The 25,822-nt window shown below is 54.4% G+C and carries 19 protein-coding genes; 11 read left to right on the forward strand and 8 right to left on the reverse strand.

Going from position 1 to position 25,822, the window contains the following annotated elements; translation table 11 throughout:
- Positions 1–208: 208 nt before the first annotated feature.
- The 4 genes from SH528x_RS30155 to SH528x_RS30170 all read left to right on the forward strand — a co-directional run bounded on the left by SH528x_RS30155 (position 209) and on the right by SH528x_RS30170 (position 4,372).
- The gene (locus SH528x_RS30155; protein WP_442507133.1) at positions 209–1,186 is read left to right on the forward strand and encodes a type I phosphomannose isomerase catalytic subunit; all 978 of its coding nucleotides are present in this window, start codon (positions 209–211) and stop codon (positions 1,184–1,186) included.
- A 415-nt stretch (positions 1,187–1,601) separates the two neighbouring features.
- A complete protein-coding gene (locus SH528x_RS30160; protein WP_442507134.1) occupies positions 1,602–1,868 on the forward strand; it encodes a membrane or secreted protein in 267 nt (88 codons plus the stop codon).
- 330 nt (positions 1,869–2,198) lie between these two features.
- The gene (locus SH528x_RS30165) at positions 2,199–3,473 is read left to right on the forward strand and encodes a pseudouridine synthase (RefSeq protein WP_442507135.1); all 1,275 of its coding nucleotides are present in this window, start codon (positions 2,199–2,201) and stop codon (positions 3,471–3,473) included.
- 5 nt (positions 3,474–3,478) lie between these two features.
- Positions 3,479–4,372: a dihydroorotate dehydrogenase electron transfer subunit gene (locus SH528x_RS30170; RefSeq protein WP_442507136.1), complete on the forward strand. Its 894-nt coding sequence runs from the start codon at positions 3,479–3,481 to the stop codon at positions 4,370–4,372.
- A 92-nt stretch (positions 4,373–4,464) separates the two neighbouring features.
- Here the strand turns inward: SH528x_RS30170 and SH528x_RS30175 are convergent, their stop codons facing one another.
- From SH528x_RS30175 to SH528x_RS30195, 5 genes are all read right to left on the reverse strand, one after another.
- Entirely contained in the window at positions 4,465–5,937 is a 1,473-nt protein-coding gene (locus tag SH528x_RS30175; RefSeq protein WP_442507137.1) for an IS4 family transposase, read from the reverse strand.
- 275 nt (positions 5,938–6,212) lie between these two features.
- Positions 6,213–7,559 carry a transposase gene (locus SH528x_RS30180; RefSeq protein WP_442507138.1) on the reverse strand — a complete coding sequence of 449 codons (1,347 nt, stop codon included), beginning with the start codon at positions 7,557–7,559 and terminating at the stop codon, positions 6,213–6,215.
- Positions 7,560–7,659: 100 nt separating this feature from the next.
- On the reverse strand, positions 7,660–8,547 hold the full coding sequence (locus tag SH528x_RS30185) for a hypothetical protein (RefSeq protein ID WP_442507139.1): 888 nt from the start codon (positions 8,545–8,547) through the stop codon (positions 7,660–7,662).
- A 303-nt stretch (positions 8,548–8,850) separates the two neighbouring features.
- Positions 8,851–10,125, reverse strand: a complete 1,275-nt coding sequence (serS, locus tag SH528x_RS30190; protein WP_442507140.1) for a serine--tRNA ligase — start codon at positions 10,123–10,125, stop codon at positions 8,851–8,853.
- A gap of 5 nt (positions 10,126–10,130) precedes the next feature.
- A complete protein-coding gene (locus SH528x_RS30195; protein ID WP_442507141.1) occupies positions 10,131–11,513 on the reverse strand; it encodes a dipeptidase in 1,383 nt (460 codons plus the stop codon).
- A 497-nt stretch (positions 11,514–12,010) separates the two neighbouring features.
- Here SH528x_RS30195 and SH528x_RS30200 point away from each other — a divergent pair, with 497 nt between their 5' ends.
- A complete protein-coding gene (locus tag SH528x_RS30200; RefSeq protein WP_442507142.1) occupies positions 12,011–12,364 on the forward strand; it encodes an ATP-dependent Clp protease adaptor ClpS in 354 nt (117 codons plus the stop codon).
- Positions 12,365–12,673: 309 nt separating this feature from the next.
- Here SH528x_RS30200 and SH528x_RS30205 read toward each other — a convergent pair whose 3' ends face one another.
- The gene (locus tag SH528x_RS30205; RefSeq protein WP_442507143.1) at positions 12,674–13,240 is read right to left on the reverse strand and encodes a sigma-70 family RNA polymerase sigma factor; all 567 of its coding nucleotides are present in this window, start codon (positions 13,238–13,240) and stop codon (positions 12,674–12,676) included.
- A gap of 431 nt (positions 13,241–13,671) precedes the next feature.
- Here SH528x_RS30205 and SH528x_RS30210 point away from each other — a divergent pair, with 431 nt between their 5' ends.
- The 4 genes from SH528x_RS30210 to SH528x_RS30225 all read left to right on the forward strand — a co-directional run bounded on the left by SH528x_RS30210 (position 13,672) and on the right by SH528x_RS30225 (position 19,349).
- The gene (locus SH528x_RS30210; protein ID WP_442507144.1) at positions 13,672–14,091 is read left to right on the forward strand and encodes a GntR family transcriptional regulator; all 420 of its coding nucleotides are present in this window, start codon (positions 13,672–13,674) and stop codon (positions 14,089–14,091) included.
- A 70-nt stretch (positions 14,092–14,161) separates the two neighbouring features.
- Positions 14,162–15,088: an ABC transporter ATP-binding protein gene (locus tag SH528x_RS30215; RefSeq protein ID WP_442507145.1), complete on the forward strand. Its 927-nt coding sequence runs from the start codon at positions 14,162–14,164 to the stop codon at positions 15,086–15,088.
- A 77-nt stretch (positions 15,089–15,165) separates the two neighbouring features.
- On the forward strand, positions 15,166–17,493 hold the full coding sequence (locus SH528x_RS30220) for a hypothetical protein (RefSeq protein ID WP_442507146.1): 2,328 nt from the start codon (positions 15,166–15,168) through the stop codon (positions 17,491–17,493).
- A gap of 551 nt (positions 17,494–18,044) precedes the next feature.
- Positions 18,045–19,349 (forward strand): Gfo/Idh/MocA family protein, encoded by a 1,305-nt coding sequence (locus tag SH528x_RS30225; RefSeq protein ID WP_442507147.1) that lies wholly within the window; start codon positions 18,045–18,047, stop codon positions 19,347–19,349.
- Between the two features lie 435 nt (positions 19,350–19,784).
- On the opposite strand, the gene SH528x_RS30230 is transcribed toward SH528x_RS30225, so the two are convergent.
- Together SH528x_RS30230 and SH528x_RS30235 are read right to left on the reverse strand one after the other, a co-directional pair.
- Positions 19,785–21,161, reverse strand: coding sequence for a beta-ketoacyl-[acyl-carrier-protein] synthase family protein (locus tag SH528x_RS30230; protein WP_442507148.1), 1,377 nt, complete (start codon positions 21,159–21,161; stop codon positions 19,785–19,787).
- Between the two features lie 247 nt (positions 21,162–21,408).
- The gene (locus SH528x_RS30235) at positions 21,409–22,539 is read right to left on the reverse strand and encodes an N-acetyltransferase (protein ID WP_442507149.1); all 1,131 of its coding nucleotides are present in this window, start codon (positions 22,537–22,539) and stop codon (positions 21,409–21,411) included.
- A 91-nt stretch (positions 22,540–22,630) separates the two neighbouring features.
- On the opposite strand from SH528x_RS30235, the gene SH528x_RS30240 reads away from it, so the two are divergent.
- Positions 22,631–23,593, forward strand: coding sequence for a TrmH family RNA methyltransferase (locus SH528x_RS30240; protein WP_442507150.1), 963 nt, complete (start codon positions 22,631–22,633; stop codon positions 23,591–23,593).
- A gap of 535 nt (positions 23,594–24,128) precedes the next feature.
- The gene (locus tag SH528x_RS30245) at positions 24,129–25,751 is read left to right on the forward strand and encodes a pilus assembly protein N-terminal domain-containing protein (protein WP_442507151.1); all 1,623 of its coding nucleotides are present in this window, start codon (positions 24,129–24,131) and stop codon (positions 25,749–25,751) included.
- Positions 25,752–25,822: the final 71 nt, after the last annotated feature.

Below are 25,822 nucleotides of genomic sequence, written 5' to 3' on the forward strand. Positions count from 1 at the left end.
TCGGAAAGGATTGCAATTTTGAACGCTTGAGGTGCGGTGTTAATTGCTAGCGAAGTTGTCTTGACGGGAGGAGCAACGTGAAATAAATACGCCGTTAAACGTCACTCGCTCCGCCCACTTCCGCACTAGTCTATCAACGCCTGTTGGTTATCGATGTCACCATCGGTAATTCAAGTCTCGAAAAACCTGAAAGCTTCGATTTGTGTCCATGATTGAACCATATCCGCTTCGCTTCAAGCCCGTTTTAAAACAGACCCTATGGGGTGGGCGGCTGCTCGGTGAACAATTGGGCAAACCGATTGGCGAGGATGCAAATTACGCGGAAAGCTGGGAGGTTGTCGATCATGGGGCCGACCAAAGCATCGTCGAATCGGGCCCCTTAGCGGGAAAAAGCCTTCGCGAACTCCTATTAAACCATCGCGAATGGCTGATGGGGGAGGCCGAAGAAGAACAATTTCCTTTGCTGCTAAAGTACCTCGATTGTAATCGGGTGTTGTCGGTTCAAGTCCATCCGTCGGACAATTACGCGGCAAAAATGACGATTCCCGATCGGGGTAAAACGGAAGCATGGTATATCGTCGCTGCCAAGCCGAATAGCGTCGTTTATGCGGGGCTGAAATCGGGTGTCAGTGAAACGGATCTGCGAAACGCGATCGGGCAGGGAACCGCCGAGCAGGTGCTGCATCAATTTCACCCTGAACCAGGCAGTTGCGTGTTTATTCCGGCTGGAACCGTGCACGCGCTGGGCGAAGGATTGCTGGTGGCCGAAATCCAACAATCCAGCGATACCACATTCCGGTTGTTTGACTGGAATCGAGTCGATTCGCAGGGAAATTCTCGCGAATTGCATATTCAGCAAGGAATCGAAGTCACTGATTTTGAGCGGGGCCCGGTCCACCCGATCCGCGTCAAGCAGGACGTTCATGCTTGGCAAACCTTGGTGATGTGCAACAAATTTGTGCTGCGGGTCTTCCATAGCGGTTCGCAACCTCAGCGGGGAGAAGAGTTTGGTGACGATGACCATTTTCACTTGATCACCATTCCCGCAGGCACCGCCACGCTAACGACCGATGACGAGGAAATACAGCTCGCCACCGGCGATTCGTTGTTACTGCCCGCCGCACTTGGCCCCGTTCGAGTCGATTTGGCAGAAAACAGCACCGCGCTGGAAATGATCGCGGTCTGAAACGGCCCGCGCCCGATGGCATCGACACCCTCACTAAGCGGGTGGTTTATGTAGCGGTGCGGCGCGAGCCGCCCGGCCTAAATCGAACGTTTTACTCGCTGCAACCAGACGGCTTGCGCCGCGGGCGCTAACAAAGTGGAGCGCATTGGACGCGATAATCGACACGATCGTCCCCCACCAGTGCTTATCTTGCTAGCAAATCGCGAGGAGAGTGAATATGGGGGTGGCGTTGATTCGATGAGACAGATCGAAGGATCGAACTCCCCCTTCAGCTGCCATCCTCCCAAAGTTCCTCTTGGCAGCCTCCTACCAGACTTCGTACTCTCCCACAGATGGGTCGCGACTTGCTAAAAGCAGTAGTTTGCTTGCGGATGAGCGCATTGCCCCACCGTGGCAATCCAATGGAATCGGACGCATGCGAAACTCTCAACTCAAAATTTCGACCCTGGTCGGCACCGCCCTGCTATTCATATCGCTGGCCGGATGCCGAGCGGGCGGATGGTTCCCTGCTGCGGGCACGATGAACGAACAGCAAGCGAACGCGATCGTTCACGACCCCTTTCCGCAGAACGACATCGCACCGTACGAGGCTGCGTCGCGGCCTCCGAGCTACCAGCAACCGCTGCCCGAACCGGTTCGCAACCGCTTGATTCCCGATGCGATGCCATGGCTGGGTCGCTAACAGCGGAATCGGTCGCGGAAATCGGTAGGCAAAGCAGGGGCATCAATTGATTTTGAGCACGGGAAAGGTCACGGCCCCCCCAAGGGCAACCCGCTCGAGCCCCTTTTGCCTACTTTCCCCAAACTTCTTTGGCGATTCAAAAATCCCCTCCGTCACAGCGGGGCTTCGTTCTGGTACCTTTTGTCGATAGGGACGAGGCGAGAAACAAGTGTCCTGCTTCAACGGCCAAGCACTTTTCGAAGCTAATTTTCGGAGCTTGATCGCACGCTTGACGACGTGACACTTTTTTTCCGCCCCGTCCCATTTCCCGTCGACGGTCCGAGATCACGAATGCCACGCCCAAGCTCCAAAAAATCGAAGTCCCCCCGCCGCTCATCCAGCGATGACGCACCGCCTGAAAAGGGAGCTGAAATTCGTTTGCAAAAACTGCTGGCCGCAGCCGGTTTTGGCAGTCGGCGACAGTGCGAAGAATTGATCATCGAAGGACGCGTCGAGGTCAACGGCAAGATCGTCGACCAATTGGGCAGCTGCTTTGATCCCAAAGAGGCCAAGGTTTATGTCGACGGAACTGCGCTGCGTGCTCAGAAACTCGTCTATTACGCAGTCAACAAACCGGTCGGCGTAGTCACGACGAACTCGGATCCGCAGGGTCGTCCGCGGGTGATCGATATGGTGCCACCGACGGAACGGGTGTTCCCGGTGGGACGTTTGGACCGCAGCAGCGAAGGGTTGATCCTGCTAACTAACGATGGCGAATTGGCTCAAAAGCTCGCTCATCCCAAGTATCAAATCAAAAAAGTCTATCGCGTGGTGGTCGCCGGCAAGGTGGACGTCAAAGCGATGAAGCAGATGGAGAAAGGGATCTACATCGCCGAAGGTTTTGTGCGAGTCGAAGGTGCCAAGATCATCAAGGCGAAGGGCAAAGCAACCGAGTTGGAAGTGACGCTCCGCGAAGGCAAGAACCGCGAAATCCGCCGTATCTTTGCCCGACTTGGGCACAAAGTCCAACAGCTTCGCCGGATCGCAGTGGGGCCGCTTCGATTGGGTGAGGTCCCAGCGGGTGCCTATCGCGTGCTCGGCCGTGACGAAGTCAAGAAGCTGCGAAACGCCGCCGAAGAATCGATCAAGCTAGGCGCCAAAGAAGGGGCGCGGCCTCGATCCAAAACCGCCATTGCCAAGAACAAGACCGAAAAGTATCGCACGGATTCAGGGAAGGCGACAGGTTCAAGGTCGACTGGTTCCAAGACATCGGGCGCAAAACCGGTTGGATCAAGACGCAGCACCGGATCACGGCCTGAACCACGATCCGGCGTCGCCAAGAAGCGAGGCGTCCGCATCGAGCGATCGCCGAGCTACGAGTCGCCACCGAAATCGGGCGTGATCATCGGCGGTGAAGAGTCGGAAACGAAGCCGGTAAAACGCAAAAAAGCGTCGACCAAGCGAGCCAAACCGACGGGCCGAACCTCAGCACGTGGCGGTACAAAACGCAGCGGCAGTGGACCGACCAGCTCGAGTCGCACGACGAAAAAACCGGCTCGTGGTGCAGGAAAATCAGGGGCTCCAGTGTCCCGTAATCGTAACGTGAAAAAGAAACGAAGACCGTAGGTTCCATGTCGAAGTTGCCACACACCAAGTTGCACGCAAAGTACTACGCCGACAAGATGTCTCAAGTCCACTCGGTGATTGAGCAAAACGAGATCGTTGGTGAAAAGACGTATCGGTTACGAATCACCGCACCTGCGATCGCGTCCACCGTCGTGCCTGGTCAATTTGTAATGATCCGGCTCGCCGGCACCGATGCTCCGCTGATCGGTCGCGCCTTGGCCGTCTACAACGTGACGCCTGATTCGGCCGGAACGCCGACGTATATCGACTTGGTTTATCTACGCAAAGGCGTGATGACCGAGGCGTTGGCGAGTTCGCCACTCGGTACTGCAGTCACGGTTTGGGGGCCACTGGGCAACGGTTTTTCCACCATCGCATGCGATCGCTTGATCATGGCCGTGGGCGGCATCGGGCAAACCCCGATGTTGACACTTGGCCGCGAGGCGATGGGATCGCAAACGTTTGGCAGCCCGCCGCGTGAGAACGGCTGGAGCAAAAAAGTGGAACTGATCTACGGAGCCCGCTCCAAGGCACTACTGGCGGGCGTTGACGATTTTCGCGCCGCCGAATTCCAAGTCACGTTGTGCACCGACGACGGGTCCGAAGGGCTGCGTCAATTGGTTCCTGATGTACTGGCAGCACGACTTGCTGAATTGCCCAAGGACGAAAAGATTCGCGTCGTCACTTGTGGCCCCGAAATCATGATGGAAAAGGTAGCGGGCGTTTGCGCCGACGCCAACGTCGACTGCGACGTCTCGATGGAAACCCCGATGGCGTGTGGCATCGGCGTCTGCTTCTCATGCGTGGCGAAGATTCGCCAAGAAGGTCCCGATCCTTGGGACTACAAACGGACCTGTGTCGAAGGCCCGATCTTTAATGCCAACGACGTGTGCTGGTAGCAGCGTCGCCGGATGCTGGATGATCGCGACGTTTGTAATTGTGGGATAGGCTTCCAGCCTGTCATCGCATCCTCGACAGGCTGGAAGCCTTTTTATACCCCAAAACTCATTTGCTTGAATGCAACGAACGCTTCAACGATGGTCGAGAAACGGTTCATCCCTCGCCAGAGAGTTCTTGAGCCGGCAGGACCCTGCGATTTTTTGTTGATGTAGCCGCCTAGGATGGCGATCGATTTTCCGAACGCTTCCATCGTTGGTGGAGACTTCGGATCGACCGGGCGTTTAGTTAGAAATATCATGATCGCCATCCATTCGTCTTCGCTAAAGTAGACCGTGCAGGGCGACTGTCCGTCATGACGTGTGGCGCCCTTGAGGTACTCCACTCTCCAAGCGACGACCGTGAGCATCGAAAACGCTCGTATATAACGCTCCAATGTTTCGTACTTCATGTCTTCGATGTGAAGCCCACTTTTAAGTGTTTTGAAGTACAACTCCACTAGCCAACGAAAACAGTAGCCGGTCAAAACCTCGTCAATTTCTTCCGCCGAACTGACCGGCAGGGTTGTCAGAAGCATCCAGTTAATCGGGGCTTCACCGATTGGCGGATCCACCTCGAGCGACTCCACCACATTGATCCAAGTGTCGGTCAACTTGCCAGTGCTGGACCGCCCGGTTCCGGCAACTTTGACGCGCACGCTGCGAAATTGCACCAGCGCTTCGCGTGAAATACGTGCCTGTTTCCGAGCTCGTTTCTTATCATCTGGAAGCACCGGAGCGTCTCGGCCACCGATCGAAACCGTTTTCTCTCCACGCCAAGCGACCTTTGAAAGCGTCTCTTCAATTGTCGTGACATCATCAATCGGCGAGCCGGTGACCGCATCGACGGCGGCGACGATCTTCTGAGTCCGGCACTGACGAATGATGAATCCATAGTTCTCTGGAAACTCCGCCGCCTCGGCCAGCAGTTCGCCAATGTCCGATTCGCTGTCGGAAAGCTGAATGAACTGAGTTTGCGGCATCGAGCGGGCGATTTGCTCGCCGCTTTGCATCATTTCCATCCATCGGCTGCTCTCTTTTTCTTCAAAACAGCGTCGCTGCCGTTCGGCTTTGCGCTCCTTGGCTGGCACTTCCAATGACGTCGCATCACGAGTCCAAAGAACTTGGTCGACCACTCCCAAGGGGATGCCTGGGGCAGCAACGGCGTAGAGCGGATGGTAGAAAAAGCCAAAACGTTTGCCGCCCGAAAGCGGTCCTGCCCCGCTGACCTGCTGCTTTGGCTTGGTCAGATCGAACTCGGACGAGTCCTGATCCAGAAAGACCCGTTTGTGCTCGCCGCATCGCTTTCGAGCGGCCTGATGATGTGCGTCGAAGATTTGATCCACGTCTACCTTGGGGTTGTTGGCTAAGCGATAAATTCCCTTCAAGTCAGCTTTGGAACGAACACGGTCCGGTGTCGACTCGCCGATCGAGGAAGCTTGAGAGACAAACTTAACAACGCGATCCACCCGCCGCTTGTGGCCCAGGTCCAACGATTCAAATTCCTGCCGTACCCAATCGATAACCATCCGTGCAACCTCCGTGCGATGAAAATCTAAATCGCAGAATCATTCGCACACACACGAGAAAAGGCAAGAAAATGTTTTGGGGTATAAAAAGGCTGGAAGCCTATCCCACATCGTGCACCGTAGGCCGGAACGCAGCGCAGCGGAGATCCGGCATGGCAGCTGTATTGAATTCGCCATCACTTTCGCATCTGCCGGACGAAAGTCTTCGCGACTTTCGCTACGGGAAGGTTGCGCTTGATGACAGGCTGGAAGCCCAGGGCTGTAAGGGTATGTTGCTAGGTTAATCCTAGCAGCTTCGCCGTCGAAACGTGACGCGATGCAACGTTCCGTGATCGATAGGGCTTTTTCTTCTTGGTACCTCGACGGGATTTGCGATACTCACTCAGGTCGATCTTGCGAGCGATCTTGGTGAGCAGCGAAATAAGCCCTTTCATTGACGCTGGTATCAGTTCACTCCATTCCTCAGCGGTGATCGCAATCAGCATGCCCTCGGTTTTGTCCGAGACGTTCTTCGAGACGTGGAAGTGGCTGATCTCGTCAACTTCTTCTTCCTCGTGAGTTGCATACAGGACTGCAAAAATCGTCTGCCGGAGGTTGAACGCTAGGACGGACATGCAAAAAAGTAATGCTGCTGCGTGAGGATGTCCAATCCCTGAATGTTCGCAAGTGAGCGTCATCTGCAACACGTTGAATGCAGTTTCCACTTCCCAGCGATGGCGATAGAGTTCAGCCACGTCAGTGGCTGAAACTTCGCTGGGAAGATTCGTCAATACATGAATCACGGTGTCGCCATCGCGAGTGGGCTTGTCCAGCTCGACAGTGATCCGACGAACGATCATCGCGTCATCCGCAGCGGAAAGTTTTAGCTCTTGCTCGTAGACGACGCCCGTGCTGATGCGACCAATCCGTTTGCGTTTCCCAAGCAAAACACCTTTTAAACGCCCATGTTGGCGGATCGCGAAGAAGCCACACGCCAGAGCAATCTTAGTTAAGAATGACACGATGCAATAATGCCGGTCAGCAATCACGACGTCTTTGGCTACCAGATCTTCAACGATCCGATCGCAACAAGTCGACTCTTGCGAGTGTCCGTCAAGCAGGACATAGACTTGATCGAAAATTTGTCGTTGCAAATCAAATCTTGCGACGAGCTTCCCTGGCAATGGAGCCCCTTTGACTTCCCGAAGCACTTTTAGTCTTTTGTCAGACTTCGCCAAAACATTGCCATCAATGCTAAAGCAGCGATAACCAGGAAGTAATTCCCACGGAACGAATCCCAAAGCATCTTGTGCTTGCACCGCTCGCTCTGCGGAGTGCTTGACGATTGCTTCACTAACGGCTGGCTCTACGCCTCGGGTTTTGGCGTAGAACGATTGACGCGTCACGCCAAGTTCTTCTTTATGTTCTCTGTAGGCTTGATTGAAGTTGTCGCTGAAATTGAGCGCCACATCCGCTACGGTCGCTGCGACGGTCTCAAACAAGGCGATGTAGTCGTACTGCGCCTCGCGATTGTTATCAAAGATACGATTAAGATCGCTTCGAATGAAATCTTGCGTCAGAACTCTTGTCATGACGGCAAATGGAGCCTTGTTAACAAACCGATCAAAGACTTTAGATGACACCGCGAACCTCCGTGTAGTGTAAAACGCGGTAATACACAACAATCAAGCTACAGCGATACCCTTACAGCCCTGGGCTGGAAGCCTATCCCACATTGATCTACTAGCGGTAGAACGAACCCGAGGTGCTGGTCGGATATTTGCTGGCGGGGTAGGCCGACGAGCCTCCCGTGCTGCCTGGCATATAACCGCTTCCGCTGGCTGGCAATGAACTGCTGGCCGGGGTTTCCGAAGTGCTGCTAATCGCAGCCGCTGTTTTTGTTTCCGCAACCGAAGTGGTGCTAGGTACCGCCGGTGTGCTCGCCGCGACTGGGGCACCTAACGCAGGCGGCGCCCAAGAGCCAATAGCATCGGTGGCCGATGTCGCTGCCTTGGAAACGCTATTGGAGAAGTCGCTAGGAAGCGTAAATCCACCGCTGGCCGGCCCTGCACTGGTTGACGTGTTCGCTGAAGTGCCAACCGATGTGTTGCCCGATGCTGCCACAGATGGTGGTGCAAACGCCGACGATGTGGTGGCGTAGCTCGATGGAGCTTGTTGCCCAGCAGGCAACGATGTCGATGGTGTGGAGATTGATGGTGTAGTTGTTGCAACGGACTCGGGCGTCTTCGGCGTGAACGATTTCTTGCCGAATTGGTATCCTGAGGTTGTTGCTTTCGGAGTACCGGTATTCGCATACGATGCCGTCTGCGGAGCTCCGGGGAAACCGTTAGCCTGTGCCGCCGACATGTTCACCGAGGCCGGAGTCGCAAAGCCAGAGGAGACGTCTCCCGCACCAAACGACGGCGTCTTGGGAGCACCGCTGGCGAATTGACTTGGGCTACTGCCGCCCAGGTTGGTCTTCGGTTGCGCGGTGCCACCGGCGACTGAGGCGATGGCTTCGGGCGTTGCCCCAGCACTTGGTGGCGCCGGATAGGTTTTCGATGGCCCGGTGCCTGCCAGAGCTTCGGCCGATGGCTCGCTTCGCCGTGCAAACATGCTAAACGGTCGCATGCTGGAACGACATCCCAGCGAGAGACACGAAGCTGTCACACAAGCGGCCACGAGGGCACGACGGTTATTTGCAAGTTTTGAAAGCATCCCTGCCTACCTTGAACCACTAGAATCCGAACGAACGACATCCTTTCGCTCAATCGGACAACTTGACATAGGTCGATCAAGCAAATCGCCAAAAATGGCTAAATTCGCTCAATATCGAACCCGTTTCTCATTCCATTGGGAACCTAAGAACTGAGCGAACGGGGTGTCAATGCCAATCAGAAGTAAAGCAACGAGAATTCGGGGGGCCTTGCGGCACTACCCAATCACGTCGGTTCCCATCCACGGCTGCAGCACTTTGGGGATCGAAATCGAGCCGTCGGCACGCTGGTGATTTTCAATCATTGCAATCATTGCACGTCCGGTCGCGACCGCGGTCCCATTCAGAGTGTGAACGAACTCCGTCCCTTTTTGTCCGGCTCGTTTGAAGCGAACGTTCAATCGTCGTGCTTGATAGTCGGTGCAATTGCTAGTACTTGTGACTTCGCCCCATTCACCTGCCTCACCACGTCCGGGCATCCAGGCTTCGAGGTCGTACTTTCGATACGCGGGCCCACCGAGATCGCCGCTGGCGGTGTCGATGACGCGGTAAGGAACCTCGAGTTGATCAAAAATTTCGCACTCCAACGACCGCATCTCTTCGTGCAGCACGTCGCTTTGATCGGGCGAACTAAAGGCAAACATCTCGACTTTGCTGAATTGGTGAACGCGGTACAACCCTTTGGAGGCACGTCCGGCGGCTCCCGCTTCGGTGCGGAAACAGTGGCTCAAACCACACAGACGGATCGGCAATTTCTCGAAATCGAGCGTTTGTCCGGACATCATTCCGCCCAGCGGAATCTCGGCGGTCGCGACAAGATTTAACTCGGTATTTTCGATGCTGTAAATTTGGGTCTCTGGTCCTCGCGGATTGAACCCAGTTCCCTGCAACACGCTGGTCAGCGCCAAGTCGGGAGTGGTCACAGGCGTAAAACCACGCTCAGACAAAAACGAGACAGCGAACTGCTGCAGTGCGAGATCGAGCCGCACGGCAGCGTTTCGCAAAAAGTAGAAACCAGCACCGGCTACCCGCGCCCCCGATTCAAAATCGAACAGGTCATGTTTCTCGCCCAGTTCGAGATGGTCGAGTGCTTTGAAATCAAACTTAGGCTTCGCAGTTTTGCCAAACGACAATTCGTTCGCATCTTCCTCGCCGCCGGTAGGAGCGTCGGGGTGCGTGAGGTTCGGAATCTGAGCCTGGATCTCGCTGATTTGCTGTTCGAGTTCGTCGTGCTCGCGTTGGGCCGCATCTTTCTGATCGCGTAGTTGACGCCCCTTTTCGATCATTTGTTGACGCTCATCGGCATCCTTCGCACCGCCGATGCCTTTGCTGACCTCATTGGCTTGTCGATTCAAGTCCTGGGCATTTTGCAACGTAACAAGTCGACGTTCATCGAGCTGGACAAGTTTTTCAATATCACAGTCGACACCACGACGCTTGCAATTGTCGCTGACCGCTTGAGCATTTTGAATGATAAATTTTCGATCGAGCATAGTCTCTATTTGCTTTCGCTTAGTTTTCCGAGTTCATCCCAAAGGATCGCCGACGCCGCAATGCCACGGTGGTAATCTTGGATCTTAAATTTTTCATTGGGGCTGTGAGCATTGTCGTCGGACAATCCCCATCCCAACAACAGACAATCACATCCCAGCACATCTTGAAAACGAGTCACGATAGGAATCGAGCCGCCTTCGCGAATCATCACCGGTGCAACTCCGAAGGCCGATTCGATCGCTTGGGACGCAGCAACCGCAAAACGACTCTCGGGATCAGCCAACATGCCGGGGGCACCGTGATCAGGTTTCAATGTGTATCGAATTCCGACGGGTGCGTGCTGCTGCAAATGACGTTCGATTGCTGAGGTCAACTTGGTGGGGTCTTGGTTGGCGACCAAACGGAAACTGAATTTGGCTAATGCCGTAGCGGGGATGATCGTCTTGACGCCTTCGCCTTGATGGCCACTTCGCAAACCGTTGATATCAAACGTTGGTCGGGCCCATCGTCGCTCGTCGGTGGTGAACCCCTTTTCGCCAAACAGCTCGCTGACGCCCACGCCTTTAGCAAACTTCTCATCCGACTGAGGCAATTTTGTCCAAGCGTCCCGTTCGGTTTGGCTCAGTTCGATCACATCGTCATAAAAGCCCTCAATTTGAATGCGGCCTTCCGCATCCACGATCGACGAGAGGAGATGGCACAGCGCGATCGCCGGATTCATGACCGCTCCGCCAAACGACCCGCTGTGCAAATCTTGGCTCGGTCCCTTCACCTCTAATTCATAGGTCGCGATTCCACGCAATCCGTAGGTGATCGCGGGCTGGCCTTCGGCGTACTGGCCACTGTCGCTGATCACGACGCAATCGCAAGCCAATCGGTCGCGGAGACTCGGTAGCATCCGTTCCAGGTTTTCGCTGCCGACCTCTTCTTCGCCTTCGATCAGAAATTTGATTTGCAGCGGCAACGGTTGTCCGGTCGCCAACCAATCGCAAACACTTTGGACGTGAGTCAGCACTTGGCCTTTGTCGTCGGTGGCTCCACGCGCATAGAGATTGCCGTTACGAATGGCGGGCTCAAAAGGAGGAGATTGCCACTCGTCTAGCGGCTCGACGGGCTGAACATCGTAGTGGCCGTAGACCAGCGCGACCGGGGCACCGGGCACCGCAGGCGTTTGGGCGATCACCATCGGATGCCCCTCGGTGGGTACCAATTCGGTTTCCAACCCCGCCTGCTGCAGCTTGGCAGCCACCCAATCGGCTGCCGCTGCGGTCTGAGGGCGATGGGAAGTGTCGCTGCTAATACTAGGAATTTTTAGCCACTCTACTAAATCGTCCAAATGGCGATCTGAATTTTTAGACAGAGTGTCCAACAAGTCGGGTAAGTTCATTAAATCGGACTAGGGGATTTTGAACGAGGGAAAACACGGAAGTGTCGTTAAAGCTTGCCACCGCACGACCGAAAATTGCCGCAAGAGGCTCAAAAACGTGATAATCAGGACTGCCGACCGATGCGGGACGGCGCTACAATATAGCTTCGTCGCTGAGAACGAAAACGTGAGGTAATCCTACGTTTTATGACGTACGGAGACTACCATAGCAGTGCGGGGCAAACCTCCATTTCGGGGGGCAGCCTTTCGACCCTGTCGAACCAGCACTGTGAAATCGGCGCGGATTGCGATGCACGATTGCAAGCACCTCGCACGCCGATAGGAACCATCACAGGATTGCCGCGCGGTCAAAGCGACACAAAAATGAAAAGGAGGCGAGGCACCGATGCAAATCAGTGCCAATGAACGCCAAGTTTTCAGAACTCAACTTTATAGAACAACGATTCACTGGAACACCAGTTAACAACCATCAAATGTTGCAAGGAGTGTGATCAGCAATGGCAGATCATCAAACAATGGTGGCCGAACCCGAAGTGGCCAAACCCCAAGTCGACCGCCGCACGAAACCCAAAGCAAAGAAGCAACCCCGTTACAGCGTTGTGCTGTGGGACGATACTGACCACAGCTACGAATACGTCGTGCTGATGATGAAAAGTATTTTTCGTCTTCCGATCGAAACCGGATTCCAAATTGCCAAGGAAGTCGACAACAGCGGCAAAGCGATCTGCCTGACCACGACGCTTGAGCATGCGGAGTTGAAGCGGGACCAGATTCATGCGTTCGGCAAAGATGAACTCATCGCACGTTGCAAAGGCAGCATGTCCGCAACGATCGAACCCATCGGCGAATAGACGAATAGAATCGTCATCATTGGCGCCGTTGCGATAACGGGCCATACCGAGCGGAAGAGTCTTAGAGTGGGTACGTCTTAGTCTCGGATGCCTGATCCTTGGAACCGTCCGCGGCCACGAGGGCCAACGCCCCTTCGCGTTAGCGGCACGGCGCGAGCCGTCCGGTGGCAGCGAGTGAAACGTTCGAATCAAACCGAGCTTCTTGTTAAACCGAGCTTCTTGTTAAACCGAGCTTCTTGTTAAACCGGGCTACTTGCGACGCACCGCTGCAAAAACCACCCGTTTAAACACCACTGTTGCGGGCGAAGACTACGAGGCTTCGCCGCGCATCTTTGAACGCGCTCGACTGAGTACTGGGCCGATACTGTTTTCGGCCATGCCAACGCTCTGGCTGATTTCTTGGTAACTCTTACCTTCGAGATGGTACATCCGCACCACGTTCGCTTCTTGCGGATCGAGTCTCAACATCAACTGCTGGACCTCTTCGCGATTTTCGATCCGCGACTGATGCCCGTTGTCCGCAGCAGTGTCAATATTTGCTGAATCAAGTTGACTAGCGGTTTGCAAGCCCATTTGCGACGCTGCCAAACGGCGAGCGATCACGCGGCGAGACACGACCGTCAAATAAGTCGCCAACGAACAATTGCGGCGGAAGCGACGCAACACGCCAAAATCGTTGGCAATTAACGCTAGGAAAACTTCGGCAACCAAATCATCTCGAGTCGATTGATCCAGCGCAATGCCACGCGATTCAGCGGTGTGGTTAGCCACGTGGACCACCAACCCCAAAAACCGATCGACAAAGTTCTGCCAGGCGCGCGGAGCACGCTCAAGACATCTTTGCAGAAACTGGCGGTCAACCTCAGAAAGACTCACTAGCGTGATACCAAAACGAATGAGAAATCAATTGCAGACAATACTTTATAGGTCGCTCGGCCCACCCCCCATTATGACAAACGGGAACCACCGAGTCATTGTCCAAGCCCAAAAATACCGAGCACAGACAAATGGCCCGTTTTTGGACAGAGGCCTCTACTTAAGCATGGTAGGTACGGGACACGGCATTCGCAAGCATTAACCCTATATTCTGCACCGCATCGCACATTGCCCCCAATCAAAACCGCTACAACGGGTGGTTTGTGAAACGAAGGCGTTGATTTTCCGATCCGCCGTCCCGCCGGAGATTGAGAACATCATTTGACCGACAACTACGAACGGTGTACCATGACACCAGTACACATCATTTTCTGCGTCACGTTCACTCATCGTGTTAATTCATCACGTTGCTGGCGTACTCCGAGGCGGCCATGTTCTTTTCGATCGAAACGAGCGGTGACATCCCGATTTACGAGCAGATTGTTCGTCAAGTCAAATTAGCGGTTGCCGATGGCGTGTTGTCGGGTGGCCAGATGCTGCCGAGCGTACGTCAACTGGCAGCCGATTTAGCGATCAATTCCAACACAATCGCCCGCGCCTATCAGGAACTGCAAAACGATCGCGTGCTCGAACCGCTTCGGGGCCGTGGGATGGTGGTTCGCCGCGATGCATTGGCCCGCTGTACCAAAGCCCGCAACTCGCTGGTTGCCGATGGAGTTCGCCGTGCGCTTGCGGACGCCATCGCCGGCGGAATGACCACGGACGAGCTGCGAGAACTCTTTGAAGCGGAACTCGCCAAACAAGCAAAACTCGGTTCGCCGATCAATGCGGGAGACGAATCATGCGATTGATCTGCAATCGGTTTGACGCCGTCCCCATGTGTTACCGTCCCACGAAAGCCTTGTCCTAGGACTCACGCAAATGCAATCCGTAATCTCGCTTCGGCATATCTGTAAACGCTACGGCAACACGATGGCGCTTGATAACGTCAACTTAGAAGTGCCCTCGGGAGTCGTGTTCGCACTGCTCGGCGAAAACGGAGCAGGCAAAACGACGATGATTCGGATTCTGACCGGATTTCTAAAGCCAGATTTTGGTGCAGCCAGCGTGCTTGGGCATCCCTGTGACGCATCCGGGTTAGAGATTCGCAAATCGATAGGATACGTTTCGGACGCCCCCGCACTTTATGAATGGATGTCGTCAGGGGAAATCGGTTGGTTTACGTCTGCGTTTTATCCCGAGGGATTTCTCGAACGTTATCGTAAATTAATCGCGGAATTCGACGTCCCCGATGGCGTTCGTTTGAAGAGTCTAAGCAAGGGGCAACGGGCGAAAGTCGCACTGGCTCTGGCGATCGCTCACGATCCCTCGCTACTGATTTTGGACGAACCGACCAGTGGACTTGATCCAATGGTACGACGGCAATTTTTGGAATCGATGGTGGACCGCGCCGCATTGGGACGCACCGTGCTGCTGAGCAGTCATCAGATTAGTGAAGTCGAGCGAGTCGCCGATTGGATTGCAATTCTGCACCAAGGAGAGCTGAAACTCGTCCAACCTTTGGATGTATTGCGACAGTCGACCTCGATCGTCGTCGCGACGCTGGACGATGCCATCGCAACGGTTGAATCCCCCGAGGGGCAAGTGCTTTCCGAGTCACGGAGCGGTCGCCAAGTTCGCTGGATCGTGAAGGATTTGGCCGACGATTGGCAATCACGTTATGGCGAAGCATCAGGAGTCAAAAATTTGTCGGCAAGCCAAGCATCACTGGAAGAAATTTTCATCGCGGTGTGTGGCCGTAGCGAACGTCGTACGATTCGTGATGAAAAAATGAATGCGCAAGTCTGATCTGAAAAACGTGAACTGAAAAACGTCCGTGTGTCGCTAAATTGTTGTTTAAGAATCACTCGCGTAAAAGTACGACGATGAAACAATTGCTTTGGAAAGAAATGATCACCGTTCGCCCGCTTGCCATCGCGGTCGTCGTCGGCATTCTGCTGTTCCAGCTGTTTATCACCGTCGGACAATTCATTTTTAGTGACGTCCAACTCGACATTGATCCCTATGTGCTCGTCTGGATACTGATGCCAAATTTAATGGCGTTGGGTGCTCCTGCGATGCTGGTCGGCAATGAAGAAGAATCAAGAACATTCCTGTGGCTGCGAACATTACCAATTCGTTGGCAACGAATTGTCGACGTCAAGTTTGTCGTCGGCCTTGTCGCCTTGCTTGCCATCTGGGCGTTTGCTTCGCTCGTTGTGTCGATCGGTATTCTATTGATCAACGACGACTCATCGCCGATGACGGATGACGTGATGCATCCGATCGGGGTCGTGAGGTTGCTGTTTTTCAGTGTGTTGTTGCTGATCTGTGGATTCATCACGGCGTACCTCGTCCGTTCCCCGATGGGCGGCTTGATCCTGCTGGTCCCCGTAATTTTGTTGGCGTCATGGTTTGCCGTCGGGGTCGTGCAGACGATTCTGTTTGGCCACTTCGACGCCTATGGCTCGCTAGACAGTGTCAGCGCAAGTGAAATTCGGATGTCGTCGATCTTCGCTATTGGTTACCTCTTTGTACTGTGGTGTGTTCAGCGACTGCTGGGACGTCGACGACTCGTCTCAGTGGAACGAACGCCACTGCTGGCCTCCAGCGAGATCGTTCGTCCTTATCAACCACCGATTGAGCAGGCAGCCAAACGACCTAGTCCTGTCTATGCGTTATTATGGCAACAAATTGAGCAAACCAAGTGGTTCGCGGGAATGTTGACACTGGTCGGATTCGTTGTGTTATTCGCCTGGTACGCGAGTCCGCAACGCCAAGACGAAGCCACTCACGTATTAACGCAAGTTGCGTTGGGTGCGATTTCATCTTGGCTGGGCGCGCTTGTGTTTTATGGTGACACGGTGAAAAGCCGGTCGGTCTATTTTGCGGACCATGGCATTCGTCCCAGTATGATTTGGGGCACACGGATCGGGCCGCCGTTGGTGTGCTGTTTGTTGCTCGCTGGCGTCAGCGTCTGGATGGGCGGCGGAGCGACCATGGCGGCAATCATCTTGGCGTCTTTTGCCTTCGGCCAAGTCGCCGCGACGGTCACTCCGCGGGCGACGCTTGGACTGTTGACCGCACCACTTTACCCGGCGTTCAGCTGCAGCATCCTGGTGCCGTTTTTTGGCCTCTACCCAAACTACATTTATACGGTCATCTTCATCTTCCCGGTGTTACTGCTGGCAACATGGCGGATTACGAACCGCTGGCTCGAACAACGCCGAGACCTGTGGTTCCAGTGGATGGTACTCGCATTCGTCTTGATCGCATTTGTCACTCCGATGATCGCGGTGGCGGGCTTGCGTTACAGCAGCACGCCCTCGATCGATCCAAACTGGCGAACGCAGATGTTACAGCGAAGCCTTGCGATCGTGGAATCCCAACCGAAGGCCGAACAGGATGAATTCAACGAAACGGTTTCGGTTGCAACCTTTGAACCCTATTACCGCGAGCCTGATTTTCGGAACCTGAACGAGCGGTTACTTGCCGAGCTAGAGGATGTGCAAGAGATCGGAGACGAGGTTAAATATGGTGAGATCCACGCCTTGTTTCGCGCTGAAGAAACCAACCTCCGGCAACTACGCTTAACGGTAGACGAGATCGCCGAAATGAGGCGGAACGCGCTGAAGGTGATGGCCACGTGGGCGACCGTGGTGCGCGAAAAAGCAGCTCGTGGCGAGAGTTCGCTTGAACAAGTATCCTCCGTCGCGGACTTTGGCGAAGAGTACTTGCTGCGTTACATCAACACCATCAAGGGTAGCGACGCGGAGATCGCCGAAATTGTCGCACTGATCCCGGACAAGGCATTACGTCGCGAGTCGCGAAAGGTGGCATTAATTCAGGCGTGGAACGACTACCAAAATCATCCATGGAAAAAAGTCTCAGGCGATGCGTGGCGGTATGAACGACACTTTGCCGACAAAGTATTGGATTCTCCCAATACGTTTTTGAGATTTGAACGCGACCGCAGCGACCGGTTCCTCGACCAAGCGGTCAAAATGACGCTTGATCAATTGGATAATGGGTTACCACGCGGCGGTTCGCCAGGATTTGAACAACGCGCGGATGATTGGATTGAGTTTGCCGGCCAGCGAGTATTCAAAAACTTGTACAACGCTCCTCACTTTGCCGATTTGTTTCAATACTGGACGCTCGATCACGAAAACGCCATAGGCGTGTTACGCCAACGGTACTCACAAACGGACTGAACACGCCCTCCTCGGCGCGCCACCTTGTTGGTGGAGACTGCTGAAATAAAATCGGGCGTTGCGGCAAGCGTACTGTCACCTCTCCCAAACGCAGGTTTGGGAGAGGTCGAGCAGAGCCCACAGCGATGCTCGGGTGAGGGCCGACCGAGCAAGTCGAGTCCACTGCACGCCATGTTGCGCGGTCGGCCCTCACCCGAACGAGGCCTAAAGGGCCCGCTGGACCTCTCCCAGCTTCGCCAGGAGAGGTGACTCGCTACACTACTCGAACATCCCCCAACTGTTTCCAAAGTAGATTGCATTGAGCCAAAACAGGCCCGCAGATGTGCGGAATCGGAGCATGAGCTCTTTTGAGCAAGATTAGGCCGATTTCATCTTGGCCCACTGCGTAGACTGAACAATTGGAGTGCGATGGCGTAATATGGGAAAACGTTTCCCCACACCCCCACCTCAACGCGACTTTCGCGTGCGTAGCGTCTATAATTGGCTGTGAAACGATTGTAAAATTCGATTCCCCAAAAACGACTTGCTTATTTCCTTAAGGATTTTCACTGATGCAGAACCCTCCTTCTCGCCGCAAATTCCTCAAACAATCAACGATTGCCGCTGCGGGTGCCGCCGCAGTCGCAACCAATGTCGCTCGCACGGCTCACGCTGCGGGAAGCGATGAAATCAAATTTGTCGTGATCGGATGTGGCGGACGCGGGTCCGGTGCGGCCGACAACATCATGAACACCAAAGGGAACGTCAAACTTGTCGCTGTGGCCGACGCGTTCCAAAACAAGGCCGAGTACGCCGTCAAACGTCTGACTCAGTCACACAAAGACAAAGTCGCCGTTCCCCAGGACCAAATTTTCTCGGGGCTCGATGCCTACAAGAAAGCGATCGATACCGATTGTGACTTGGTTGTGATCGCGACTCCTCCCGGATTCAAACCTCAGCAGTTTGAGTACGCGATCGAAAAGAATCGCCACGTCTTCATGGAAAAACCGGTTGCTTCGGACGCTCCTGGCGTTCAACGAGTCTTGGCGGCAGTCGAAGAGTCCAAGAAGAAGGACCGCATGGTTGGCATCGGTCTGCAACGTCGTCACGAACCGCGTTACATGGAAACGATCAAACGGATTCATGATGGTGCGATCGGCGACGTGGTCGCTCAACGTGTTTACTGGAACGGCGGCGGCATCTGGTACCGCAACCGTGACAAGGACATGACCGAAATGGCATTCCAATCCAACAACTGGTACCACTTCAATTGGCTTTCGGGCGACCAGATTTGCGAACAACACATCCACAACCTCGACGTCGGTTGCTGGGTCAAGGATGCGTACCCGGTCGAGTGCAACGGCATGGGTGGCCGCGAACAACGTGAAGGTGGCGATGCCACGAAGTCGCAGATCTTTGATCACACGTTCTGTGAGTACACTTTTGCGGATGGTAGCAAGATGTTCAGCCAAGGTCGTCACTTGGCAGGTGGTTGGAACCACGTCGGCGAATTTGCCCACGGTACTAAGGGATCGGCAGATCCATCGGGCACAATCGAAGGCGAAAATCCTTGGAAGTTCAGCGGCAAAAGCCCTAGCGGACATCAACAAGAGCAACACGATTTGATCGAAGCTCTGATGCGAGGCGACATCTACAACGAAGGTGAATACGGTGCAAAATCGACTTTCACCGCGATCCTAGGTCGCGAAGCCTGCTACTCGGGCAAAATCATCAAGTGGGACGATTTGATGAAGAAGGGTGCAAATCTGAGCCCCGGAATCGACAAGTACACCCTCGAGAGCGATCCTCCGACCATGCCTGGACCTGACGGCAAATACCCCGTTCCAGTTCCCGGCAAACACAGCCCGTTCGCGTAACGCGATTGGCCTGAGCTAAAAAGACAGAAGGCGGTTTCGAATCTCGGTTCGAAGCCGCCTTTTTTTTGTTGAGATCGCACGTCCAGCAATACGGACGTGCAGTTTTCAAATCATTGTTTTGTATTGGTTTACGTCGAAACTTCACCCTCCACCAAACGCAGAGTTTGTGCGGCTTTATATTTCGTTGTGAATCGAGTCCTTTGACGTGCTTCACCTCCCCGAAACTTGTTTTGGGGAGGTCAGAACGAGCGGAGCAAGTTCACCGGTGGGGCCTCGCGGTGTTAGAAATGGAGCGTGCAAGTTTCAGTGCAACCAGCCCTCCCCGGGCGCTGTCGCGGCCGCCCCTCCCGGCGCTGCCGGGCGGGTGAAGCAAGTCATATTGCTACAGTTAGACTTAACAACTGCACAACCTCCAAAAAGGAAAGTGCGTTGGACTTACACGCTTGCCAATACGGTCGCAATTGCGGCGCCTTCGGACGTGTGACTCAGACATAGCACGTGCGACTTCTTTAGCGGCTGAGCTTTGGTAACCACCGGACCTGCGGATTGCGAGTCGGCAAAGCTCAGCGACGGTGGAACCATCTTGTGCTTCAGCGCCAACACGCCGACCAAGATCTCGATCGATCCACTGGCCGCACCGGTATGCCCGAGCGTCTTGATCGGCGAGACCACAGGAACCTTTGGCAAACACGATTCCAGAGCTTGGCGTTCTTGGACATCGATGATCGGGTCGCCCATCGCATGCGAGACCACCATCCCAATGTCGCTCGCTGTCAGGTTTGCTTTTTGCAAGGCATCGTTCACGGCCAGCTTGATTGCTTTCACTGAACCGCGGATACCGGCAGTTTCGATATCGCAGGTACGTTTTGGCAATTGCATGCCACCGGAAGCAACAAATCGTGATGCGATTGAGACGACCTCGGCAATCGGCTTAGCACCACGCTGAATCGCCGCAGCCAAATACTCCAGTACAAACACTGCTGCCCCTTCGCCTCCGACAACCCCTTTGGAGGTGGGATCAAAAGGTCGGGACGCTTTGGAAGCGTCGGCCATGGACTCGGCTATCGGCAGGTCATTGCGATAGTTCAGCCGAGTGGCGTTAATCCGCGTGCCGGCAGCACCGCTGATCATGCACGTTGCGATTCCGCGGGTCAGGCACGAGATGGCTTCATCCAAAGCCGCCGGGCCCGACGTGTCGCCAAGCACCAATGTGTTGTTAGGACCATGCGCATTGATCGCAATCCCAACATGGCAGGCGGGCATATTGGGCAGATATTTCAACATCCACAGCGGCATCACGCTTCGCATCGCCGCTTCGCCAAAGAGTGACTCATCCATCACGCCATTTTCGTCGAGCGATTTTTGGAACGCTTCGGCTAATTCGGTGGGAGGTCCGTAAAGCATCTCACTGCCAAAAACGGTTCCAATGTCCTTGGGAGCAAACCGAACCGAACCGTCGTCGGATGCGGGGGAATCTTCGTCGTCAGCGACGGCGGGAAAGACGGAATCGAGCCCGGCGTCTTCGATTGCCATCATCGATGCCACATAAGCGAGTTGGATCTCTCGCGACATCACCTTCAAAGCTTTTCGTGGTTTGACAAACTGTTTTCCGTCAAATCCCACGATCGGAGCGCCGATCCAGAGGCCGTCGTTTTCGTGTCCAGTCGGCGGAGTGGGACCATCATCATCGCGTTCAGCGAGTGACCGAACTCCGGAGTCACCACGAAGCAGTGCGTTGAAGAAATCTTCGTGCCCGAGTCCGATCGCAGACGCCACGCCCGCTCCGGTAATGACAATTCGGTTTTCCGGCATGTTCAAGATTATGGCGTTGAGGAGGACAGTGGCGATTCGGACGAGAAACGAGCGACGAGCGTCAAAGTATGATTGCCAAGACACAAGCTGACCAGGGTTGTAGTCAAACTCGTCAGGTTAGTTCGGGCCGCATCGGGTGAGTGTAGGGGTCGTAGCGAGCGTGCGAACTCAAAAGCCGGTATCCAAGGCATGCGAATTAGCATCGTCGCACGACGATAAGATCGGTTTCTGAGCGAAATGCGGCGTTTTATTCAAGCGATTTATCGTACAACCGGTGAGTCTTCGTTCGAGTGGCACCACCACGCTCAATCGTGCCGCGTGACAGCGAATTACTTTCCAATACCCAAGAAAACTCACCAATTTGAATACCAAATGTGATCGCATCGGGCAAGATTCGCGAGAGCGTGACCAATCCGAGCCCCCATTTTTGGTACTCCGGCAACACATTTGTGCTAATCAACCGCAAACGATCGATCTTTCGTTTCCCCGTCAAAAGTTTGATCCAGCCGAAGGGAAATAGCTTTCCGTCGATTTTGCGGATGATTTGGTTGTAATCGAGTAATCCGAAGCCAGCACCAACGGGTCGCCCGTCAATTTCGGCGATACTGGTCAATTCAGGCACGATCAAATGCTTCAAGCCATCGCTCTGCACCCGAATTTCCGCTTCGCTCATCGGAACATACCCCCAAGTTCGCTGTAGCGATTGGTTGTAGATTTCCAAGAACGAGCGAACGTCTTCTTTGAATCGTTTGCGATCAATCGGACGGCATTTCACCTTGAATCGCCGCGTCGCTTCTTCGATCACGAAGGCCAACTTGGGATCCAGGTCCTCGAGAATGTCCATATGCGCGTCGTAGCTGAACAGATCCTGGACCTTTTCAAAGCCTGATTCGATGAACAAGCGTTCGTAGTAGGGGTGGTTGTACGGGATCATGAACGTGGGTGACGAATCAAAACCGTCCACCAGCAGTCCCACCTCGTAATTCAGACTCGGATGAACCGGACCACGAACATCGGTCATCCCTTGTTGTCGCAGCCAATCAAAGGCATGCTGGAACAGCAATTTGCTCGCTTCGCTGTCGTCTTCGCACTCAAAGAAACCGACGAAGCCACGTTTTTCATTGTGGCAACGATTGTGAGCATGATTGACGACTGCCAGAATGCGGCCGACGGCACGACCATCGCGGCGGACCAGAAATGCTTGACGATCGGCATCATCATAAAACGGATGGTGTTTGAAACCGACGATTTTACGACGCTCGGCCCACAACGGGGGAACCCAGTAGGGGTTATCGCGATAGATTTCACGCTCCAGATATAGAAATTCCTTCTGGTCACGTTTCGAGGTGACTGCGTCACAGGTTGGCGTCTTGCTCATCTCGTCGATTTTCCGTTTTCAAAGTCACTATGTAAAAGGGCCGTGTTGATGCCGACGCGAGCCCGCAATCAACGCCTATCAAGAGTTTGGCATGAGCGATTCGGAGCCACTTGTACTTCGCAGCCCCGCAAACCCTACCGTTCGACGCCTGATCCGGTTAAGGGATAATCGTACACGACGACGCCAGAAGCGTCTGCTTGTCGACGGTTGGCGAGAGACTTTGCAAGCGATCGATGCTGGTTTGGACCTAATCGGATTGTTTCTGCCCGAATCAAGCCTCACCGAACATGGCAATCTTGATCAGGGTAATTTCAACAGGGTCCCAGCGGACCGCGAAGCTCAATCCCGCCCGAATCATAACCGCCAGCCAGCACACGATGCACCACCGAGCAGTTTGCCGGCAAGCATCGATCCCGCAGGCAGCGATCCGAGAGTTCGTATCGTCATTGAAAAAGCCAAGACTTCACAAACGATTCGCTTTGTTTCGGATGCCGTGATGGCACGCATCGCCTATGGTGAGTCGTCACGCGGGGTGGTCAGCGAATTTGTGCAACCGGACCACTCGCTCGAAGACCTCACCCTGCCTACCAATGCGTTGGTGCTTGTGCTGGACAGCCTAGAAAAACCGGGAAATATCGGCGCCGTCTTTCGCTGTGCTGATGCCGCCGGAGTCGATGCGGTGATTTTATGTGGTGGCGGCAGCGACATTTACAATCCCAATGCGATCCGCAGCAGTCTGGGGACAGTTTTTCAAATTCCTACCGCTGTCGGCTCTGAAACCGAGGTTGCTCGATTCTTGTGCGACCAGAAAATTCGTCCGCTCGCCGCTCGTGTCGAATCGTCGGATGAACTTTGGGCTACTGATTTTTCAGGTTCGATCGCCGTAATTGTGGGCAGCGAAGCCAACGGGCTCGGTGAACGATGGCAACGTGACGCCGAAAATGCCGTCATTCATGGCGTACGAATTCCAATGTTCGGCAAAGTGGACAGTCTGAATGTTTCGGTATCGGCGGCGTTAGTCTTATTCGAAGCGCGACGCCAACGTCCGCAATAGAAAGCGTCACGAAAATTTGATTGATCGGTGCTACTTTCAGAAATAGCGTGGCTTGCCCGATTGTCGCGGGACCACAGTGAAGTCGTCTGCGGACTAGAAACGGCGGTTTTCACTGCGAAATGCGTTAAATCCAGCGCTCGTTGAAAAATGGTCTTGACCTTTAAAGAGCCGTTTGATCACGCATTTTAGTTACGATCCGAACGACTCGCACGACACAAACGACCGCCACACGCGATAGAGACGTCAGAATCGTTAATGTCCTTGCAGATCGCATCCGATAACTAGAGCAACCGGAAGACTCATGCAATTTGCAGGTTTCTTTCATGGTGTGCCGAGGGGGGTGCATCAACTCGATCGGACGCAAGGATGCGGCATGCGTGACTTTAAAACAATCGTGAAGAGACGACGACGGACCCGGGCAAGGGCCGCTCTCAGCTTGCTGGTAATTGCCGCAAGCTCGTCATTTGTCGCGACATCGATGTCGTTCGCTAGCGAACCGACGATGCTCGCGCCAGTAGCGACCACTTTCCAAATCATGCCACCTTTACCTCTGCAAACGATCCAGCAGACGGGGCATTTTCAATCGACTCCACAAAGCGAGGCCGCGCAGCAAACCGTGCGTGCCAATCCGTTCTGTGAGACCGAAGAGGTCAGCCATGTGAATCGAGCGATTCAATTGGCCTCCGGCGACGATCGACCTGCGATCCGGCTAAAACCGATCGGGGCTGCGATTGGGCTGCAACCGATCGGAAGCCCTAAAATCGTCAGGCCTTCGAATTCGGCAATGACAATCGAACAGCCACCGGCGGCGTTGATTCAAACCAACCCGCTCGTCGGATCGGCGCATCACGAAAACGGCGACCTCGTCGAAACCGAGATCGATGCATCACCGGTTAAGTCGGCTGCATCGGCGCCAGAGCACGTTCATTCGACAACCGATGTGTCGGTGGCTCAGCCGCCCATGGTGATTTCCATGGTCACTCCGCCGATCGCGGACTCGGATGAGTCGCAACCGGCCAACGAAACCGCGTTGCAATCCATCGAGTTTGCAACGGTTCCGCAGATGGATTTCGATGCGGATCAAGAGAGCACCGATGTGGAACTGGTCTCCGATGCCGAGCCAATCTTTTTCTCGTTTTCCGACGATAGTGACGCTTTGTCGTCGCCTACGGAAATGACAGTCGAAGAAGCAGAGGATGCAAATCCTGAGACATTGGATGTTGTGAATGATGTGGTAGTCAATGAGGCGGCCACGATCGAAACCGAAACAAGTCTAACGGAATCGGACGCATTGAATTCGGACGCCAGCGAAGTTGGCAATGTCGAATTGGCAATGGAACTTCCTGTTCCTGTCTCGATCGACGATCCTGCGGGTGACAAGGATTCCGAGGTGACGCTGCAACCGTTAAGCGATGTCAGTGTTTCGCCAGAGGAATTGGTGGAGTTGACTGAGCGTGTCCCGGCTCAACGTCGAGGTCCGTCAATCAATGTCGCTCCGTCGATCGATGAGCGAGCGGTTCAAACACACAAACCGTCCAAACGGTATCGTCCCCCAGTCGCGGTCGAAGCTCCGCCACTAGGGCACGAGCGAGCTTCCGCATATCAGTCAAGCTCGATGGTCCAACCTGCCAGTCCACCCATGTTGGGCGGATTGCACGGCAACGACCAATATGGCTCGATGCGAGGTGAACTTTCGCAGCCTGCGGGCGCCGCGATTCCACTGTACATGACACGAGCTCAGGTTCGTTCGTTGACGATCGGTGGCAATCTCCGACGCGTCAGCATCCAAGATCAGAACGTTTGTCGTGCGATTGCATCAGGCACTAACGAACTAAAGTTAATCGGAGCAGGACGAGGCGTTACACGACTTGTCGTCTGGGCCGATGGAGCGAGTGACGATTCGTCAACCGTCCAACATTTCGATGTGCATGTTCAAGACGCGGTGGAAGCGACCGGTGACTCGGTCGGGGACAAGGCCGAGATGCTGACACGGACGATTATGAAGTCGTTCCCAGACAGTCGCGTGCGTGTCAAAACCGTCGGTGACCATTTGGTCATCAGCGGATCGTGTACCAGCGAGGAAACGGCAACGAAGATCCTTCGCATGGTACGCAAGACTTGTTTAATTCCTGTGCATGATGAACTGAAGGTTCGCTAGTTTGCACTGCACTTTACTTTCCAGTCAATCAAATCGGTCAATACCCAGCGGTGCACCTAAAGGCACTACGA

Source organism: Novipirellula methanifontis (assembly GCF_052161655.1).
Classification (GTDB): Bacteria; Planctomycetota; Planctomycetia; order Pirellulales; family Pirellulaceae; genus Novipirellula.